The 15,465-nt window shown below is 73.6% G+C and carries 16 protein-coding genes and 1 pseudogene; 6 read left to right on the top strand and 11 right to left on the bottom strand.

What is annotated here, in order from left to right; translation table 11 throughout:
• Window positions 1-38: 38 nt before the first annotated feature.
• Entirely contained in the window at window positions 39-1,892 is a 1,854-nt protein-coding gene (locus ACIBSV_RS01735) for a SpoIIE family protein phosphatase (RefSeq protein WP_395858903.1), read from the top strand.
• Between the two features lie 55 nt (window positions 1,893-1,947).
• Here the strand turns inward: ACIBSV_RS01735 and ACIBSV_RS01730 are convergent, their stop codons facing one another.
• Both ACIBSV_RS01730 and ACIBSV_RS01725 read right to left on the bottom strand, forming a co-directional pair.
• Complete coding sequence (locus ACIBSV_RS01730) at window positions 1,948-2,073, bottom strand: hypothetical protein (RefSeq protein ID WP_395858902.1); 126 nt, start codon at window positions 2,071-2,073, stop codon at window positions 1,948-1,950.
• A gap of 214 nt (window positions 2,074-2,287) precedes the next feature.
• Window positions 2,288-3,133 (bottom strand): hypothetical protein, encoded by an 846-nt coding sequence (locus ACIBSV_RS01725; protein ID WP_395858901.1) that lies wholly within the window; start codon window positions 3,131-3,133, stop codon window positions 2,288-2,290.
• Window positions 3,134-3,264: 131 nt separating this feature from the next.
• Between ACIBSV_RS01725 and ACIBSV_RS01720 the strand changes: the two genes are divergently transcribed.
• Window positions 3,265-3,450, top strand: coding sequence for a hypothetical protein (locus tag ACIBSV_RS01720; protein ID WP_395858900.1), 186 nt, complete (start codon window positions 3,265-3,267; stop codon window positions 3,448-3,450).
• A 95-nt stretch (window positions 3,451-3,545) separates the two neighbouring features.
• Here the strand turns inward: ACIBSV_RS01720 and ACIBSV_RS01715 are convergent, their stop codons facing one another.
• From ACIBSV_RS01715 to ACIBSV_RS01700, 4 genes and pseudogenes are all read right to left on the bottom strand, one after another.
• Complete coding sequence (locus tag ACIBSV_RS01715) at window positions 3,546-3,743, bottom strand: hypothetical protein (RefSeq protein WP_395858899.1); 198 nt, start codon at window positions 3,741-3,743, stop codon at window positions 3,546-3,548.
• 277 nt (window positions 3,744-4,020) lie between these two features.
• Window positions 4,021-4,890, bottom strand: a complete 870-nt coding sequence (locus tag ACIBSV_RS01710) for an NAD(P)H-binding protein (RefSeq protein WP_395858898.1) — start codon at window positions 4,888-4,890, stop codon at window positions 4,021-4,023.
• Window positions 4,891-5,041: 151 nt separating this feature from the next.
• Complete coding sequence (locus ACIBSV_RS01705) at window positions 5,042-5,314, bottom strand: hypothetical protein (protein ID WP_395858897.1); 273 nt, start codon at window positions 5,312-5,314, stop codon at window positions 5,042-5,044.
• Between the two features lie 177 nt (window positions 5,315-5,491).
• Window positions 5,492-5,749: pseudogene (locus ACIBSV_RS01700) on the bottom strand (DUF3099 domain-containing protein); the annotation flags it as partial.
• A gap of 179 nt (window positions 5,750-5,928) precedes the next feature.
• Between ACIBSV_RS01700 and ACIBSV_RS01695 the strand changes: the two are divergent.
• On the top strand, window positions 5,929-6,303 hold the full coding sequence (locus ACIBSV_RS01695; RefSeq protein ID WP_395858896.1) for a hypothetical protein: 375 nt from the start codon (window positions 5,929-5,931) through the stop codon (window positions 6,301-6,303).
• A gap of 123 nt (window positions 6,304-6,426) precedes the next feature.
• Here the strand turns inward: ACIBSV_RS01695 and ACIBSV_RS01690 are convergent, their stop codons facing one another.
• The 4 genes from ACIBSV_RS01690 to ACIBSV_RS01675 form a co-directional block, all read right to left on the bottom strand.
• Window positions 6,427-7,272, bottom strand: a complete 846-nt coding sequence (locus ACIBSV_RS01690) for a bifunctional 5,10-methylenetetrahydrofolate dehydrogenase/5,10-methenyltetrahydrofolate cyclohydrolase (RefSeq protein ID WP_395858895.1) — start codon at window positions 7,270-7,272, stop codon at window positions 6,427-6,429.
• Window positions 7,269-7,889, bottom strand: a complete 621-nt coding sequence (locus ACIBSV_RS01685) for a cyclodeaminase/cyclohydrolase family protein (protein WP_395858894.1) — start codon at window positions 7,887-7,889, stop codon at window positions 7,269-7,271. The genes ACIBSV_RS01690 and ACIBSV_RS01685 overlap by 4 nt, the downstream gene beginning before the upstream one ends.
• Before the next feature lie 169 nt (window positions 7,890-8,058).
• Window positions 8,059-8,928 carry a PP2C family protein-serine/threonine phosphatase gene (locus ACIBSV_RS01680; RefSeq protein WP_395858892.1) on the bottom strand — a complete coding sequence of 290 codons (870 nt, stop codon included), beginning with the start codon at window positions 8,926-8,928 and terminating at the stop codon, window positions 8,059-8,061.
• 51 nt (window positions 8,929-8,979) lie between these two features.
• Window positions 8,980-9,735, bottom strand: coding sequence for a metallophosphoesterase (locus tag ACIBSV_RS01675; protein WP_395858891.1), 756 nt, complete (start codon window positions 9,733-9,735; stop codon window positions 8,980-8,982).
• Window positions 9,736-9,837: 102 nt separating this feature from the next.
• On the opposite strand from ACIBSV_RS01675, the gene ACIBSV_RS01670 reads away from it, so the two are divergent.
• Window positions 9,838-11,256, top strand: coding sequence for a PLP-dependent aminotransferase family protein (locus ACIBSV_RS01670; protein ID WP_395858890.1), 1,419 nt, complete (start codon window positions 9,838-9,840; stop codon window positions 11,254-11,256).
• Window positions 11,257-11,305: 49 nt separating this feature from the next.
• On the opposite strand, the gene ACIBSV_RS01665 is transcribed toward ACIBSV_RS01670, so the two are convergent.
• A complete protein-coding gene (locus ACIBSV_RS01665; RefSeq protein WP_395858889.1) occupies window positions 11,306-11,908 on the bottom strand; it encodes a dihydrofolate reductase family protein in 603 nt (200 codons plus the stop codon).
• Window positions 11,909-12,188: 280 nt separating this feature from the next.
• Between ACIBSV_RS01665 and ACIBSV_RS01660 the strand changes: the two genes are divergently transcribed.
• Together ACIBSV_RS01660 and ACIBSV_RS01655 are read left to right on the top strand one after the other, a co-directional pair.
• Window positions 12,189-13,601 (top strand): oxygenase MpaB family protein, encoded by a 1,413-nt coding sequence (locus ACIBSV_RS01660; protein WP_395858888.1) that lies wholly within the window; start codon window positions 12,189-12,191, stop codon window positions 13,599-13,601.
• Window positions 13,602-14,630: 1,029 nt separating this feature from the next.
• Entirely contained in the window at window positions 14,631-15,428 is a 798-nt protein-coding gene (locus ACIBSV_RS01655; protein ID WP_395858887.1) for a hypothetical protein, read from the top strand.
• Window positions 15,429-15,465: the final 37 nt, after the last annotated feature.

Raw genomic sequence — 15,465 nt, 5'->3', positions numbered from 1 at the left:
TCGCGCGTTCGGGTCGCCGTGGCCCAAACTGGAACCCGATGGACGGCTTCCGGGGGCCGGGCGCCTCACGGGACCCGGGGCTGGAGAGGACAGGCGTGGCGCTGGACGAGTACGCGGACCCGCCGATGATGGTGCCGGAGGTCGACGCCGTGACCGGCGCTGTCGCGCGCCTGGTCGGGGTCGAGGGCGACGACGTGCGCGAGGCCGGCGCGTACACGGTCCTGCAGGGTCTGCTCGACGGCACGCCCGCCGCGGTCGCGGTGATGAGCCCGAGCCTTCGCTATCTGTACGTCAATCCGGCGCTGGCCCGGATGAACGGCGTCTCGGCCGAGGAGCACCTGGGCCGGAGCATCGGCGAGGTGCTTCCGGAGGTGGACGCCAAGGACGACATCCTGCGGGCGGTGCTCAGCGACGGCGTGGCCCGCGAGGCCACCTCCACCGGGATCACGCACGCGGGCCCGCCCGGGCGCCGCTGGTGGCACGGCGCCTACCACCGCCTGGAGCACGAGGGCGTGGTGGTCGGCCTGGCCGGCGTGATACTCGAGGTCTCCGAGTCCCGCCGCACCCAGATGGAACTGGACGCGGCCCGCCGCCGGCTGGCGTTCCTGGACGCCGCCGCGACCCGGGTCGGCACCACCCTGGACCTGGTGGAAACCTGCGAGGAACTGGCCGAACTGTTCGTCGCCGAACTGGGCGACGTGGCCGCGGTGGACGTGTTCGCGGTCGAGGGTGCCAACGGCACACCGCACGCGCCGGAGGACATGGTTCGGATGTGGCGGGCCGCGCTGTCGCACCGGCCGGGGATGGCCGAACAGGCCGCGATCCTGCGCCGGCCCGGCGAGAACGTGGACTACCAACAGGGCTCGATGGTGCCGCGCGCACTGAGCGAGCGCAGCCCCGTGGTGGTCAATCGGGCGAGCGACGAGGAACTGGCCCGCGAGGTCTCCAGCCCGGACCGGCTCGCGGTGTTCCGCTCGGTCGGCCTGCACTCGGTGGTCGCGCTGCCCCTGGTCGCCCGGGGCAGCGCGATCGGCATGGTCACCCTCGCCCGGCACGGCGCCGTACCGGCCTTCTCCACCGAGGACGTGGTGCTGGCCCGGGACCTGGCCCGGCGCGGGGCGATCAGCGTGGACAACGCGCGCCGCTACGCGCACGAGCACGACATCGCGCTGGCCCTCCAGCACGCGCTGCTGGCCGCGCCGGACGCACCGCACCCGGACATCGAACTGGCCTCGCGCTATCGCCCGGCGGGCAGCAGCGTGGAGGTGGGCGGCGACTGGTACGACGCGGTCGCGCTCAGCGGCGGACGCACCCTGCTCGCGGTCGGCGACGTGATGGGCCACGGCGTGCAGGCCGCCGTGGAGATGAGCCAGTTCCGGGCCCTGCTGCGGGTGCAGGCACGCTCCGACCTGGAGCCGCACGAGATCCTGGCGGCGGTGGACCGCACCAGCACCAAGGCGGGCATCGAGCGGGTGGCCAGTTGCCTGCTGGTCCTGGTGGACCCGGACGCGGGCACGGTCACCTTCGCCAGCGCCGGCCACCTGCCGCCGCTCCTGGTCGGGCCCGGCGACGCGGCCGAACTCGTGGACGTCCCGGTCGGACCACCGCTGGGCACCGGGTTCGGCGGTTACACCTCGGTGCGCCGGCGCAGCCAGCCGGAGCGGGTCCTGGTGATGTACACCGACGGCCTGGTCGAGCGGCGGGGCGAGGACATCGGCGAATCGCTCCAGCGGCTGACCCACGTGGGACTGAACGCCGAGACACCGCTGGTGCGCCTGGTGGACACGCTGATCGCGCGGATGATCACCGACAAGCCGGAGGACGACATCGCGGTCCTGGCCGCCCGCCAACACCCGCCCGGCGAAGCGGCGGGACCGGTCGCGGGCCGGTGACCCGGGCGCTCGATTCGGCGCGGCACGAGGGGCGCCGGGGTCGGGTGACGGAGGCTCAGCGGATCTCGACGATGGTCACCGTGACGCAGCGGTCCTCGATCACGAAGGTTGCGGTGCCCTCGACGCAGAACGCGTAGCTGCGGGTGTCCGGCGCCTTGTGCGCGGCTCGCCGACTCGCCACGGATCGGCGCGCAATCGGTTCACCGTGTCGGAGTAGGCGCTCTGCACGTGGGGCCCGCGCCGCGCAGCCAACTCTACGGCTGGGACAGGGATTCGACGCGGTACGTCATCGGCTCACCGTTCCCGGATCGGGGGGCGCGAGCGGGCGTCGCCAGACGGCGCGGGACGTGAAACCTGCCGGTCGGGCGCGTCGGCGGGCGCTCGGTGCGGTTTCGTCAGTCGGTGTGCGGGGTCGGCCGGCTCAGGGTGTGGCGGGTGCCGACGACTCGGGGACGCGGGTGTGGGGGCGGTGCCGGTGCCGGCGGCGCCGAGACCAGAGTGCCGGCGATGGTGTCCTCGAGGCGGCGGCGGATCGGGCGCCAGCGGGCGTCGTGGCGTGCGGCGCGGGCGGTGGCGCGACGCAGCTTGTGCGGCTTGTCGTGGTAGCGCCGCCTGGCCCACGGCGACCCCGGCCGGGCCAGCCGGATCGCCGCGACGACGTTGACGAACGGGACGAAGATGCCGATCACCCCGGTGCCGACCTTGCCCTTGGCGAACGTGATCGCCGCCATCGCCACGTCGAGCAGCAGCACGATCACCCACGCCACCCGATCGTCGACGGTGTCCCCCTCGGGGGTCGCTTCGAAGGGCACGAACCCACTCGCCGCCAGGCCGGCCGCGGCGGTGGCCAGCACGGTGGCCTCGATCGAGATCCGGCCCTGCTCGGTCCAGTACACGTCGGCCAGATGTACGACCATCCCGAACTCGTCCAGCACCAGCCCCGCGCCGATCCCGAGCAACACCCCCGCGACCGACCGGGCGACCAGGTACTCGCCGGCGCCGACCGCGAGGAAGCCGCCGAGCAGGGCGAGCACGATGCCGGGCACCACGTGGTGGATGTGCACACCGCCGCCGCCGATGTTGTGGAACGGCCCCCGGCCGGCCCGGATCAGCCGGGTGATCGTCCGCGTCACCAGGAAGGTGATCAGCAGCGACGCGAACGCCAGGGTCATCGGCAACCGGCCGTCGTGGATCATCGTGTCGTGCCACCAGTCGGCCGAGTCCAGGTGCTCCGGCGCCATCGGTACCCCTTTCCGCGTTCGTGCTCGTGTTCCCGGTCGGGGGCGGCGCACGAACGCCGAACAGGTGAACCGGGCCGTCTCCTGGGATGCCGCGGTGACCAAGCGGTCGTGGTCTCGTTGGGCGGGACATGATGAAGCGCATCGCAGCCGCCGCCCTGGCCGGCACCGCACTCGCGGCCTTCGCCGCGTCCGCCGCCCACGCGCAGGAGCCGACGCCGAACACCGGCAAGGTTGCCGGTGTCCCGTCCGCGGTCTATCCGGACGGGCTCAACAGCCTGCACCACGTCAGGCAGGTCGCGGACACCCTGCCGCTGTAGGGCTCCGCACCACAGACGGGCGTGGTGTCCCGGTCCGGCCCCGAACGGGGACACCACGTCTTGGGCACCGCACCCGCGCGGACCCCGAGCCCGGGTCACTCGTCGTCGAGGGCTCGGCGCAGCTCCTGGGTCTCGCGGTTGGCGGCGGCGAGGTCGTCCGTCATCCGGCGGGTGCCCTCGGCCACCCCCGCGTCCCAGATCCGTTGCACGAGGGCGCTTGCCCGATCCTGCGGCAGGTCGGTCTCGCGCATCAGCAGCTCGGTCAGCTCGATGATCGGGTGTTTGGGGTGCATAGCCCCAGCAGACCCGCCGACGGGCCCGGCCGCACCCGGGGCACGGCCGGTCGGGGGAGCGACCGAGCCGGCCGTGCGTGGGACGCCGGCTGGGTCCTGTCCGGCGGATCCTGGTGGGTCCGCGCCGCCTGGCACCGCGCCTCGCCGCACCGGAGAAACAGCCGAATGGAACCCCTTGCGGCTGCTTCTCCGGCACGCCGATGCACGGCATCCGCCCTTCGGGCTCCTCGCTGCGCTCACGACGCGGCCCGATTCACCAAGATCTGCCGGACAGGGCCTATGCCTTCAGGTGCTCCCACGCTCGCGGGTGGGTGGTCAGGTAGCCGGCCAGGTTCTGCGCCGGCCGGCCGGTCAGGTTCGGGACCGCGGTGGACACCTCGCTCATCTCGCCGGTCGCGATCGCCTCGTACGAGGTCACCCAGCCGGCCATCTCCCACGCCGGCGCGTTGTAGTGCGCGCGCGAGGCGTACGCCTGATCCCGGGTCTCCGCGACGTAGCGGATCGGTCGCCCGGCGAAGCGGGTCAGCTCGGCCGCCGCCTCGGCGAGCGTGAGCGCGTCGGGGCCGGTCAGGTCGTAGCGGAGGCCGTCGTGCGCGTTGCCGCCGAGCAGGACGGCCGCCGCCGAGTCGGCGACGTCGTCGTGGGCCACCGCCGAGACCCGCCCGTCCCCGCCCGGACCGCGGATGACCCCGTCCGCGCCGACCATGGCCGGCAGCCCGGCCAGGTAGAGACTGTCGCGCAGGAACGTGTACCGCACCCCGGTGGCCCGGATGTGCTGCTCGGTGTGCCAGTGGTCGCGCGCGAATGTGAAGGTCGCGTCCGGCGCCGCGCCCAGGAAGGACACGTACACGATCCGCCCGACACCGGCCGCCACCGCCGCGTCCACGGCGGTGATGTGCTCGCGGACCCGATCGGCGCTCTCTCGCGCGGACACCAGGAAAAGCGTGTCCGCCCCCGCCAGGGCCCGTCGCATCGCCGCGTCGTCGCCGTAGGACGCCGGCGGCGCCTTCACCGCGCCCTCGAACTCCGGCAACCGGGACGGGTCCCGCCCCAGCAGGCGCTGCGTTACGCCGGCCTCGGCGAGCCGCCGGGCGACCCGGCCGCCGACCTGCCCGCTCGCTCCGGTGACCGCGATGACTGGACCCATGACGACGTCCTCTCCCGACGGGGACGGCCCGACAGCACCCGGCCGCTCGGCCACCGACCCTACTGCCCGGTTGTCCGACATCCCCCGAACCACGCCCGCACGGCGTGCCCTTGCCGCCCGGACCGGGTGCGCCGGCCGGTGCTCGCGCGAGTCAGCGGGGGGCGTGGATCGTGCCGAGCACCCGGTCCACCAGCGGACGCGTCCGGTCGACCACATCGTGGGCCTGGTCGGGGTACTTCGCGGCCAGGACCACCGCGCCGATCACCAACAACAGCACAAGCAGACCGGAACCGCTCGAACGGCCGCCGCGCCGGCGCCGCCGACGGTCGGCGGCTGCCGCCTGGTCGGCGAAGACGCGCCGGTTGACGCCCTCCTGGAACGCCTGTGCCTGCCGTGCCGCCTGCATTCCCGGATCGATGGGCATATCCGGGCCCCCTTCCCCCCTGCCCGCGCGGTCGCGGGTCATCGGTGGGGACGGGCCGGGTGGTCGCCGTGGTTCGCCGTATGCGGGGCTGTCACCGCGCCGGAACCAATCCGTGACGGCGGCGGATCCGGGCCGGCGGGCGCGGCGCGCGGACGACTTCGCGACCGGATGGGGCTACTCGTCCCACCAGCGGTCGCCCTGCTCGCGACGGTTGGCCACGATCGCGGCGAAGGGCGGGATCGCCATCGCGACGACGGTCATGCCCGCGGCCGCGGCCACCGACCAGCGGTAGACCACCGTGCCGGCCAGCAGGAACAGCAGCAGGCAGACGCCCATCATCACGAAGTAGCGCTTGCGGCGCCGCCGCTGGGACGGGACCGGCCCGGATGGAGTGGCACCCCCTCGACCGGGACCGCCCGGATCGTTGGAGCTCATGTGTTCACGGTACGACTTCGCACCGCCGGACGGGCTCGCGCCGCACGCGCGATCGTGCCATCCCGGGGAGTCACGCCCGGATGACAATATTGGTATAGACCTTTCGGGTCGGACGGTGTTGACTGGCGTCGAGGCGGGGCCGTGGGTCCGTGCCGATCGCCGGAAAGGAATCAGTCGCCATGACGACCGTCTCCCCTCCGTACGCCGGCGCGCCCGTCGCCTATCTCAGGTGCTATCCACGCGACCCGTGGGAGATGGCCGCGCATCGCAACGCGCTGACCGCGTACGCGCAGGGGCTCGGCCTGAACCAGCCCGTGGTGTGCCTGGACAACGGCGTGTCCTCGCGCGAACAGGCGCCGGAACTGGAGAACCTGCTGGCCCAGGTGGCCGCGGGCGCGGTGCGCACCGTGCTGATACCGGGCCTGTGGGTGTTCGCCCTGGACCCGGAGCGAGCCCGGGCCACCGCCGACCGGTTCCGCGCCGCCGGCGCCGAGATCATCGACCTTCCGGGCCGCTGGCACCAGCGCGACGGCCGCCGCGTGGCCCGGTGGTGACCTCCCGCCGTGTGGCCGGGTGGTGATTCCTTCCCCGGACGGGGCGATTGCGCGCGACCAGGGGGCGGGCGATCCCGGGCCGAGTGATCCCGAGCGGCCCGGGAGCCGGGCGATCGCGCGCGGTCAGCTGGAGGCCGCCGCGCGCACCGTGTGGTTCAGGAGCAGAGCCGTCGTCACCGGCCCCACACCACCCGGTACCGGGGTGAGCGCGCCGGCCACCGGCGCCACGGACGCCGCGTCCACGTCGCCGACCAGACCGCCGTCGGCGGTGGGGTTGGTGCCCACGTCCACCACGACCGCGCCGGGCGCGACGTGTTCGGCGGTGATCAGCCCGGCTCGACCGACGGCGGCGACCAGCACATCGGCGGTCGAGGTCGACCCGGCCAGGTCCTTGGTTCGCGAATGGCAGACGGTCACCGTCGCGTCGCGGTCGAGCAGCAGGTGCGCGGCGGGCTTGCCGACCACCGTCGAGCGGCCGATCACCGCGACGCGCCGGCCGCGGAGTTCGATGCCGTGGTGGTCCAGGATCGCCACCACCGCCTCGGCCGTGGCGGGCGCGAAGGCGGGCAGACCGGCGGCGAGCCGGCCGAGCGAGAGCGGGTTCGCGCCGTCCACGTCCTTGCCGAACGCGATCGCGCCGGCCAGGTCCGCCGGTACCGCGCCGTCCGGCAGGGGGGTCTGCAGGATGATCCCGTGCACCGCGTCGTCCGCGCTCAGCGCCGCCAACGTGCCCCGAATCGTCTCGGGGGCAGCGTCCGGACCGAGGTCGACCACGTCGCAGGTGATGCCGACCTTCGCCGCGGCCGCGGCGATCGAGCGTACGTACCACGCGCCGGCCTCGTCGGCCGTGGCCACCACGACCGCGAGCGTGACCGGGGTGCCGGCCTCGGCGAGCAGCGCGGCCCGGGTCGCGGTCTCGGCGCGGATCGCGGCGGCCAGTTCCCGGCCGGAGAGCACGCTCGCGGTCATCGGTTGACCTCCTTGCGGACGGCCGCGGTGACCTGGTCGGCGCGCACCGCGATGTCGTCCACCCGGCCGGCCTGCGTGCGCAGTTCGGCGCGGGCCGTCTCGTCCTTGATCCCGCGGAGGTTGATCTCGATGTTCACCCGCGCCGTGGTGGCCGCCGCACGGGCCGCCTCGGCCGCCGCGGCCACGTCGGTGACCACGTTGGGGTTGCCGATCGGCAGGAGTTTCTCGGCCAGTTCGACGCACGCGGCGGCCACCACGACCACCTCCGCCGGCGGCTTGGCCGCGCCTACCAGCGCGGCGGCGATCGTCGCCGCGCGCTCGGCGACGGCCTCGTCGGTGTCCGCGGGCAGCCGGTAGGCCTCCGTCACCGCGGTGAAAGCGGCCGCGTCCTCCCCGGCCAACCGCAGTGCCACGTTCCGCAGTTCGTCGGTGAGCGCGATCACCTGGGCGATCGAGGAGGCGTGCTCGGCGTACTTGTCACCGGTGGTGTAGCGCGCGACCATCCCCAGCAGCGCCGCGGCCTGGGCGGCGTGCAGCGCGGCGGCCGCACCACCACCCGGCGCCGGCACCCGGTCGGCGAGGTGCTTCAGGTATTCGCTGATCTTCTCGTCGCGCATGCGCGCCCGTCCTTCGGTCGGTGGGGCCGAGACCGGTCCTGGATCCCCCGACCGGCACCACGACGGGGCATCGAGCACACACGCCTCGGCGCACGTCCGGAAATCCTCGCACGACGCGGCCGAAGCCCGGAAAGCGGGAGGTGGGAGGCCCGACCCGGGCGTCGACGACTCAGCCCGGCGCGTCCTGGGCGGGCCGATCCTCGCGGTGGTCCACGCACCACACGACCGCGGTCGCGTTGTCGTGGCCGCCCGCGTCCAGGGTCGCCTTCAGCAACCGGGCGACGATCTCGGTCGGCGCGTCGGGTGCGGCCAGCAGCGCCGCCAGCGGGTGGTAGGCGATCTGCTCGGCGACGCCGTCGGTGCACAGCAGGTACACGTCGCCCGGCCGCAGGCTCACGTTGAGCACGTCCGGCTCGGGGCGGTCGGGATGTCCCACGTAGCGGCTGAGCCGGTAGCGCGCGGCGGCGGCCTGTGGCGACTCGCTCGGGTACCAGCCGTACAGCGCGCCCAGCCACGCCTCGGTGTGATCGACCGTCAGCAGGTCCAACCGACCGGCCCGCAGCCGGTACGCGCGCGAGTCGCCGATCTGGACCAGCCAGGCCGTCGCCTCGGCGGTCCGGACCGGTGGCGGTGGCGGTGCCTGGTTCGGGTCCGGATCCGGCTCGGCGACCAGTGCGGTGAGTGTGCAGCCGGTGAAGCCGGGCAGGCCCGCGGCCTCCGCCAGCACCAGGTCCTGGATCCGGGCGACGCTCGCTCGCAGGTCGGCCGGGCCGGTCCCGTGCCCGGCGGACGCGGATCGGCGGATCGAGGCGGTGAACTCGGTCATCGTGATCCGCCCGGCCGCCGTGCTGCCGGGCCCGTCGCCCATGCCGTCGGCGACGGCGGCGAGCCGCAGGTCCGGCTCCAGGGCCGGCACGTCGAAGTTGGCCTGGTACTTGTTGCCCACCACCGTGCCCGCGGCCGCGCGTACGCGCACCGGACCCACCGCGAAGCCCGCCCCGGCCGTCGTCCCCGTCTTCTCCCGGCGTCGTCCGAACATCCGCGGCCCCCTTCGCTCCGTTGGGCGTACCAGCGGAACGCTATCGGGGGATCAGGTCACCGTGCGGAAATGTGTGGTCAATCGACCCTCGTCGTCGAGCCGGTGGAACGCGAGCGCCGGGGGGATGTCCGGGTTCACGAACGGGGCGTCGTCGTCGACGCGTTCCCACGGCAGGTTGATGGTGGACACCACCCCGGGGGCGACGATCAGCGGCTTGCCCGCGAACGTGGTGGCCGCCGGGGTGTGCGCGTGCCCGCACAGCAGACCCATCACGTTGGGCCGGTCCGCGACCACGGCGGCGAGGCGGTCCGCGCCGAACTGGCGGATCCGGTCGATTTCCGGGCTGCCCAGTTCCACCGGCGGGTGGTGGAAGGCGACGAACACCGGCGCGGAGGAGGGCACTTCGTCCAGCACGTCGGTCAACCAGGCGAGCGTCTCGTCGGCGAGCAGGCCGTCCGCGCGGCCCGGGACGGACGAGTCGCACAGCGCGAACACCGCGCCGCCGGCCGTGTGGTGCACCCGGTTGATCGGCTCGTCGCCGGCGGGTTCGCCGAACAGCCCCGCACGAAAGGGCCCGCGCACGTCGTGGTTGCCCGGCAGGATCAGCACCGGGTGCCGGGACGCGAGCAGCGCACGCGCCTGGTCGTACTCGGCGGGCGTGCCGTTGTCCACGATGTCGCCGGTGACCAGCACCACGTCCAGGTCGTACGGGAGCGCGTCGAGATGGGCCATCGTTGCCCGGGTGCGCTCGGCCGCGCGCGGACCGCCGTCGAGGTGGGTGTCACTGAGGTGCGCGAACACGATCATGCGGGCGTCCTTGAGGGGAGGGGAAGCGGTGGTTCCGGTGTAGTCGGCCGCGATGACGCCGACGCTACGGGGATGACCGGACCAGGGTTAAGATCCAGTGAAATGTTCGAGGATTGGACCAGTTCCCCGATCGACGCGCTCGATCTGCACGTCGAGGTCGACAGCGCCGCCGGTCGCCGCGTCGGTTTGGAGCGCGCGCTGCGCGCGGCGGTGCGGGCCGGGCGGCTGGCACCGGGCACGCCGCTGCCGTCCACCCGCGGCCTGGCCGCCGAGTTGGGGTTCGCACGCGGGACGGTGACCGCGGCATACGACCAACTGGTCGCCGAGGGGTACCTGATCGCCCGTCAAGGCGCCGCCACCCGGGTCGCGGACCTGCCCCGCCCACCCGCGCGGGACGCGGCGGACACCGGATCGACACCACAGGCACCGCGCTTCGACCTGCGACCGGGCCTGCCGGACGTGTCCGCGTTCCCCACCGCCGCGTGGCTGCGCTCCACCCGCCGGGTGCTGACCACCGCGCCGCCCGCCGACGTGCACGGCCCGGGCGACCCGCAGGGCCGCATCGAACTGCGCACCGTGCTGGCCGAGCACCTCGGGCGCACCCGCGGCGTGTCGACCACACCCGATCGCATCGTGATCACCTCGGGCTTCTACCAGTCGGCCGGCCTGCTCGCGAGCGTGCTGGCCGAGGCCGGGGTGGCGGCGGTGGGGATGGAGGACCCCGGACACCACGTCTACCGCGACGTGTTCCGGCACGCCGGACGGGTGGTGCTGCCGCTGCCGGTGGATGCCGACGGCGCGCGCCTGGACCGGCCGGTCGATCCGGCGCTGGGCGCGGTGGTGTTGACACCGGCGCACCAATACCCGACGGGCGTGCCGCTGCGACCGGGGCGGCGGCACGAGGTGTGCGTGTGGGCGCGTGCGAGCGGCGGGCTGATCGTGGAGGACGACTACGACGGCGAGTTCCGCTACGACCGGCAGCCGGTCGGCGCACTCCAGGGGATGGCGCCCGAACACGTCGCGTACTGCGGATCGGTGTCCAAGACGCTGGGGCCCGGCCTGCGCCTGGCCTGGATGGCGCTGCCCGCCCACCTGGTCGAACCGGTGGTGCGGGCCAAGTACCGGGCCGATTGGCACACCCAGGGGCTGAGCCAACTCGTCCTCGCGGACCTGCTCGCCCGGCACGACTACGACCGGCACGTACGGGCCGCGCGGCTGAGCTATCGGCGGCGGCGGGCGTATCTGGTACGCCGGTTCGAGGCGGAACGGCGGGCCGGCGCACTGCGGTTGTGGGGCGTCCCGGCCGGGTTGCACGTGCTGATGACGCTGCCGAAGGAGGGACCGACCGAGGAGCGGGTGCTCGCGCGCGCCGCCGAGCGCGGGATGGCGCTGCGCGGGCTGGGCGAGCTGTGGCACCGGGAGGCCCCGGAGCAGGGGATCCTGGTCGGCTTCGCGGCACCGGCGGCGCACGCGTGGACGGGCACGATCGAGGCGCTCGCGGCGGTGCTGCGCGAGCGGTGAGCCGGGTGTGGCCGGCCGGATGGGGCCGGATCCTTCCTTGCACGTGCGCTCAGGGCGTCCGGAGCACCCGGAAGTACAGATGTGTGACCCGCCGGCCCTCGATCACCCGGGTCGCCTCCAACTCGATCGGGGTGTTCGCGAGCTGGTCGAAGAACCGGATGCCCGCGCCGAGCAGGACCGGGACCAGGTCGACCACGATCTCGTCGATCAGGCCCGCGTCCAGGCACTGGCGCACGATGTCCGCGCCGCCGACACCCACCGTCAGGTCGCCCGCGACCGCCCGGGCCTGCGCGACGGCGCTCTCCACGCCGGCGGTGACGAAGGTGAACGGCGCCCGGGGGTGCGCGGTGACCCAGTCCCCGGGCACGTGGTGGGTCACCACGAAGACCGGCACACCGAGCGGGTGGCTGCCGTCCCACCCGTCGGTGTGGTCGAACAGGCGGCGCCCGGTCACCACCGCCCCCGCGTTGACCAGCAGCTCGCGCAGATGCCGGGCACTCGCCTCGGAGGTGCGGAACGTCATCGCCCCACCCGGTGCGGGTGTTTCCACGTTCCCGTTCGAGTACCAACCGAACAGCTCCGCCACGCCGTCCGACGGGTCGGCGATGAACCCGTCCAGCGACATCGTCTTCTCCGCCACCACGATCGCCATCCGGCTGCCCTCCTCGGCCGTAGGCCCCGGCCGGCGCCCACGGCGCGGGCCGGGTCGGTCCTTCCAGTCTCGGTGAGGCGGACCGCGAGCGCTTGCGAAACCCGTGCCCACGGGCTTCCGGCGGCGGGAGCCGGGCTTTCGCCGGCGGAGCCGGGGGCCTCGCACAGGCGCAATCGGCGGCTTTTCGCGGGGGAACCTGTGGTTTTCCGGATCGCCCACGACAAACGGTGACGGATTGTATCGTCACGATTACCATGTCGATCCGCGAGAGAGGCCACTCATGTCGGACGCACCCCGGATGTCGGATCACACCGAGCGTTTCCCCGGCGCGGGCTCCCTCTCCTGGCGCTACTGCGGACAGTGGCGGCTGCTGACCACCATCGGTCGGGCGATCGTGCTGGAGACGGCGCACCCGGTCGTCGGCGCCGGGGTGGTGGAGTTCTCCACGTACCGCCGGCACCCGTGGCGTCGGATCGAGCAGACCCTGCTCAGTCTGCAACGGCTGCTTTATCAGGACGAGGCGGACCGCGAGCGCGAGGCGGCCCGGCTGCGCCGACTGCACGGGCACATCAAGGGGGTCGACGCGCAGGGCCAGGCGTTCTCGGGGCTCGACCCGCAGGCGCAGGCGTGGGTGCACCTGACCGTGTTCGACGCGATGGTACTGATGTGCGAGCTCGGCGGCGATCCGCTCGACGACGAGCGACAGGCCGAGTTGTACGCGGAATGGCTGTTGGTGGGACGGCAGTCGGGGGTGCCGGCGAGCGAGATGCCGGCCACGCTGGAGGAATACCGCGTCTACTTCGACGAGACCGTGCGCGAGCGGCTGACGGCCGGGCACGGGGTCGAGCAACTCCTGGACGCGCTGGGGCGGTTGCCCGCGCCCGCGCAACTGTCCTTCGTACCGGACGCGGTGTGGTCGGCCGCATGCTCCGTGCTGGGCACCGGGATCCGCGCGCTCGTGGCCGCCACGCTGCCGCCGAGCTATCGGGAGCGATTGGGCGAGCGGGGAAAGGTGCCGTTCGGTACCGAGGCCGTCTTGTCGCTCGCCTGCCGGACGGCCGCGGTGGCCGGCGACCTGCTGCCGACGAGGTGGGTGTACATGCCACTCGCGGCGACCTATATCGCGGCCAAGCGGGAAGCCGGGCGCGGGTTGCGCCGGTTCGGGGCGCGCGATCGTTCGGCCGACCCGGCGGCGCAGCTCGCGGACGCCTTCGTGCGCATTCTCGACCAGACCGGCGACGGGGTGTTGTCCTGGCCCGATCTGGCCGCCCTCGCACGGGTGTTCAGCGATCGACTCGACCTGGCGGCGGTGGACGAGGAGGTCATGTACGCGGCCTTCCACGCCTGGTGGGACGAACTGCGCGCGACGGCGGACGCGAACCACGACGGTGTGGTCGACGCCGACGAGTATCGAGTGCTCGCCGAGGCCGCGCCGGGGGCCGCGATGGCCGCGCTGATGGTGCGGGTGGCCACCGCGGTGGACCGCGACGGGGACGGTCGGATCGATCAGGCCGACTACGCGCGTCTGATCGGCTCGGACCTCGCGTCGACGCGCCGGATCGGCTGGTTGCACGCGGTGGACACGGACGGCGACGGTATGGTCACCGTGGAGGAGTTCGCCGAGGCGCTGCGGGAGAGCGTGCTCGGGCGGGCCCGATCGGACACGCTGGACTACGTGCTCGGCCGGGCCTGAGGGGCTCCGGTCGGTGAAGCCGGGCGGGGGCGGATCGGCGCGCTGCCGGCCCGCTGCCGGCCCGCTCCAACAGGGTGCGGGTGATCGTGTTGCCCCGGTACGGCGCCAGGTGTGGCGCAGCGCGGCGTTCGTGCGGCCCGAGCGCAGCAGCGGATAGTCGTCCACGAACGCCCGCCAGGTCGCGCAACCGCGCTCCACGTTGACCCTGATCCAGGTGCAGTTCGGCCGGCCGGGCGGTGGTGACCGCGCGGGTGCTCGCCGCAGGGGCGGTGGCGCGGGGACAGGACGAGCGCCCGGATCGCTCCGGTACGATCGCCCACCGCCGCGAGCGCATCGGCTTCCTGGTGGGCCGGCGTCGCGTGGTGGTAGAGCCCGATGCCCGCCGCGTCGCCCGCCGAGCGAGCCGGCGCCCGGGCGGCCTCGCGCAGGTGTACCAGGGCGGCCTGACGGTCCCGCAGCCCGCCGCCGCGACCGCCGACTGGCCTACCCCGAAGGCGCGTTGCCCGGCGGGTAGCCGGTCGAGGTCGCGCGCTCGGCCTCGGCCGGATCGAGCGCGTGCGCCCGGTGGCCCCGATGGTGCGCCTGCACGTTCAGCGCCCGTAGTGCGGGCGCGAGGCAGCCGGGACCGGCGCCTCACGACCCGGCTGTGCGGTTCGCGCTCGAAGCGCGCTCGACGTACGCCCTGCGTGCGCCCGGCGGGCAAAGGTCACGCGGGAGATTCGCCGGGTAACTGTGGGTGTCGTATGCATGGAGGAAACCATCCACCGGCTGATACCGTGAACTACGAGGCCAAGCATGCAGCTTTGCTCATAAAGTGCCTTTGTCATCCCCGCTTTCACGCCGGCCGGGCCGGTCGTTCCGCGACTTCGCGCCGAGCGTCCGGTGCCTCCTGGCCGTTTTTCGTGCTCGATGTATGCATTCGTGTTCGGTTCATGCTCGACTTGTGCGCGGCCTCTTTCTGTTCGGCCCTCTGGTTCGACGTGCGGTTCGGCTTGCGGTTCGAGACATGCGACAGCAGGAGGCGGCTCGATGAGCATTTCCGACGAGGAGCGACGCACGTTCACCGAGCGCGACTTGTGGACGCTGTCGGGTGCCGACGATGCCGTCGATCCGCGGACCGAGGGGCGGGCCTGGATCCGGCTCGGCGACGCGATGAGCCGCGCGCTGTACGAGTTCGAACGCGGTGTCTCGGCAGGTCCGGAACCGCAAGTCGTGCCGCGTCGCGGCCCGGTCGAGACCGCGATCGTGCTGCGCGCGCGAACGCGGGACATCCGCGAGCGGGCACTGGCACACCGGGAGGCCGCGCGGCGCGCCTTCCGGATCCTCGACGCGTCGCCTCGGAACGGGTTGGGAGCGCGCCGGCTCGAGGTGTTGATCGCCCTGTCCCTGGCCGCCGGGCAGGCACGCTGCTTGAGCAGGCGGCTCACCCACCTGCCCCCTCCCGTGTCCCCACGCGTGATCGCGCTGGTCGACGCGCTCGGGACGGCCCTGGCGGAGAGCGGGCGCGCGTTGCAGGCGATCCAGGGCGGATTGCGCGAGATACCCGGGTCGGACGGTCCGGCGAGATGTGATCCGCTCGCCGTACCGGAGGCCGTCGCGGCGGCGGTACGGCTCGCGATCGCCATGGAGGAAGAGGTCCGGGCCGAGGCGGTCGACGCGTCAGGGGCGGATCTGTCCCGACTGGACCTGGTAGACACGGGCCCGCTCGCGGGCGTGGTGTGGTCCCGGACGACCGTGTGGCCGGCCCGCATCGCGCCGATGCTCCGGGCTCGTTCCCATCGGGTGGCGGCCGGGGTGTATCAGGTGCGGCGGACGTACGGCGGCTGAGGGGCGGATCCACCGGCGACGGCCCACCGCCCCCGCC

The sequence above is a fragment of the Embleya sp. NPDC050154 genome (assembly GCF_044460165.1).
In the GTDB taxonomy this organism is placed as follows: Bacteria; Actinomycetota; Actinomycetes; order Streptomycetales; family Streptomycetaceae; genus Embleya.
The sequence above is the reverse complement of the archived record's forward strand: the minus strand, read 5'-3'. Positions and strand labels throughout refer to the sequence as shown.

What these genes read in the sequence shown, in the direction of transcription:
- ACIBSV_RS01735 (WP_395858903.1), top strand. Translation starts at nt 39, where the DNA reads ATGGACGGCTTCCGGGGGCCGGGCGCCTCACGGGACCCGGGGCTGGAG.
- ACIBSV_RS01670 (WP_395858890.1), top strand. Translation starts at nt 9,838, where the DNA reads ATGTTCGAGGATTGGACCAGTTCCCCGATCGACGCGCTCGATCTGCAC.
- ACIBSV_RS01695 (WP_395858896.1), top strand. Translation starts at nt 5,929, where the DNA reads ATGACGACCGTCTCCCCTCCGTACGCCGGCGCGCCCGTCGCCTATCTC.
- ACIBSV_RS01660 (WP_395858888.1), top strand. Translation starts at nt 12,189, where the DNA reads ATGTCGGACGCACCCCGGATGTCGGATCACACCGAGCGTTTCCCCGGC.
- ACIBSV_RS01665 (WP_395858889.1), bottom strand. Translation starts at nt 11,908, where the DNA reads ATGGCGATCGTGGTGGCGGAGAAGACGATGTCGCTGGACGGGTTCATC.
- ACIBSV_RS01685 (WP_395858894.1), bottom strand. Translation starts at nt 7,889, where the DNA reads ATGCGCGACGAGAAGATCAGCGAATACCTGAAGCACCTCGCCGACCGG.
- ACIBSV_RS01655 (WP_395858887.1), top strand. Translation starts at nt 14,631, where the DNA reads ATGAGCATTTCCGACGAGGAGCGACGCACGTTCACCGAGCGCGACTTG.
- ACIBSV_RS01725 (WP_395858901.1), bottom strand. Translation starts at nt 3,133, where the DNA reads ATGGCGCCGGAGCACCTGGACTCGGCCGACTGGTGGCACGACACGATG.
- ACIBSV_RS01705 (WP_395858897.1), bottom strand. Translation starts at nt 5,314, where the DNA reads ATGCCCATCGATCCGGGAATGCAGGCGGCACGGCAGGCACAGGCGTTC.
- ACIBSV_RS01680 (WP_395858892.1), bottom strand. Translation starts at nt 8,928, where the DNA reads ATGTTCGGACGACGCCGGGAGAAGACGGGGACGACGGCCGGGGCGGGC.
- ACIBSV_RS01690 (WP_395858895.1), bottom strand. Translation starts at nt 7,272, where the DNA reads ATGACCGCGAGCGTGCTCTCCGGCCGGGAACTGGCCGCCGCGATCCGC.
- ACIBSV_RS01720 (WP_395858900.1), top strand. Translation starts at nt 3,265, where the DNA reads ATGAAGCGCATCGCAGCCGCCGCCCTGGCCGGCACCGCACTCGCGGCC.
- ACIBSV_RS01675 (WP_395858891.1), bottom strand. Translation starts at nt 9,735, where the DNA reads ATGATCGTGTTCGCGCACCTCAGTGACACCCACCTCGACGGCGGTCCG.
- ACIBSV_RS01710 (WP_395858898.1), bottom strand. Translation starts at nt 4,890, where the DNA reads ATGGGTCCAGTCATCGCGGTCACCGGAGCGAGCGGGCAGGTCGGCGGC.
- ACIBSV_RS01715 (WP_395858899.1), bottom strand. Translation starts at nt 3,743, where the DNA reads ATGCACCCCAAACACCCGATCATCGAGCTGACCGAGCTGCTGATGCGC.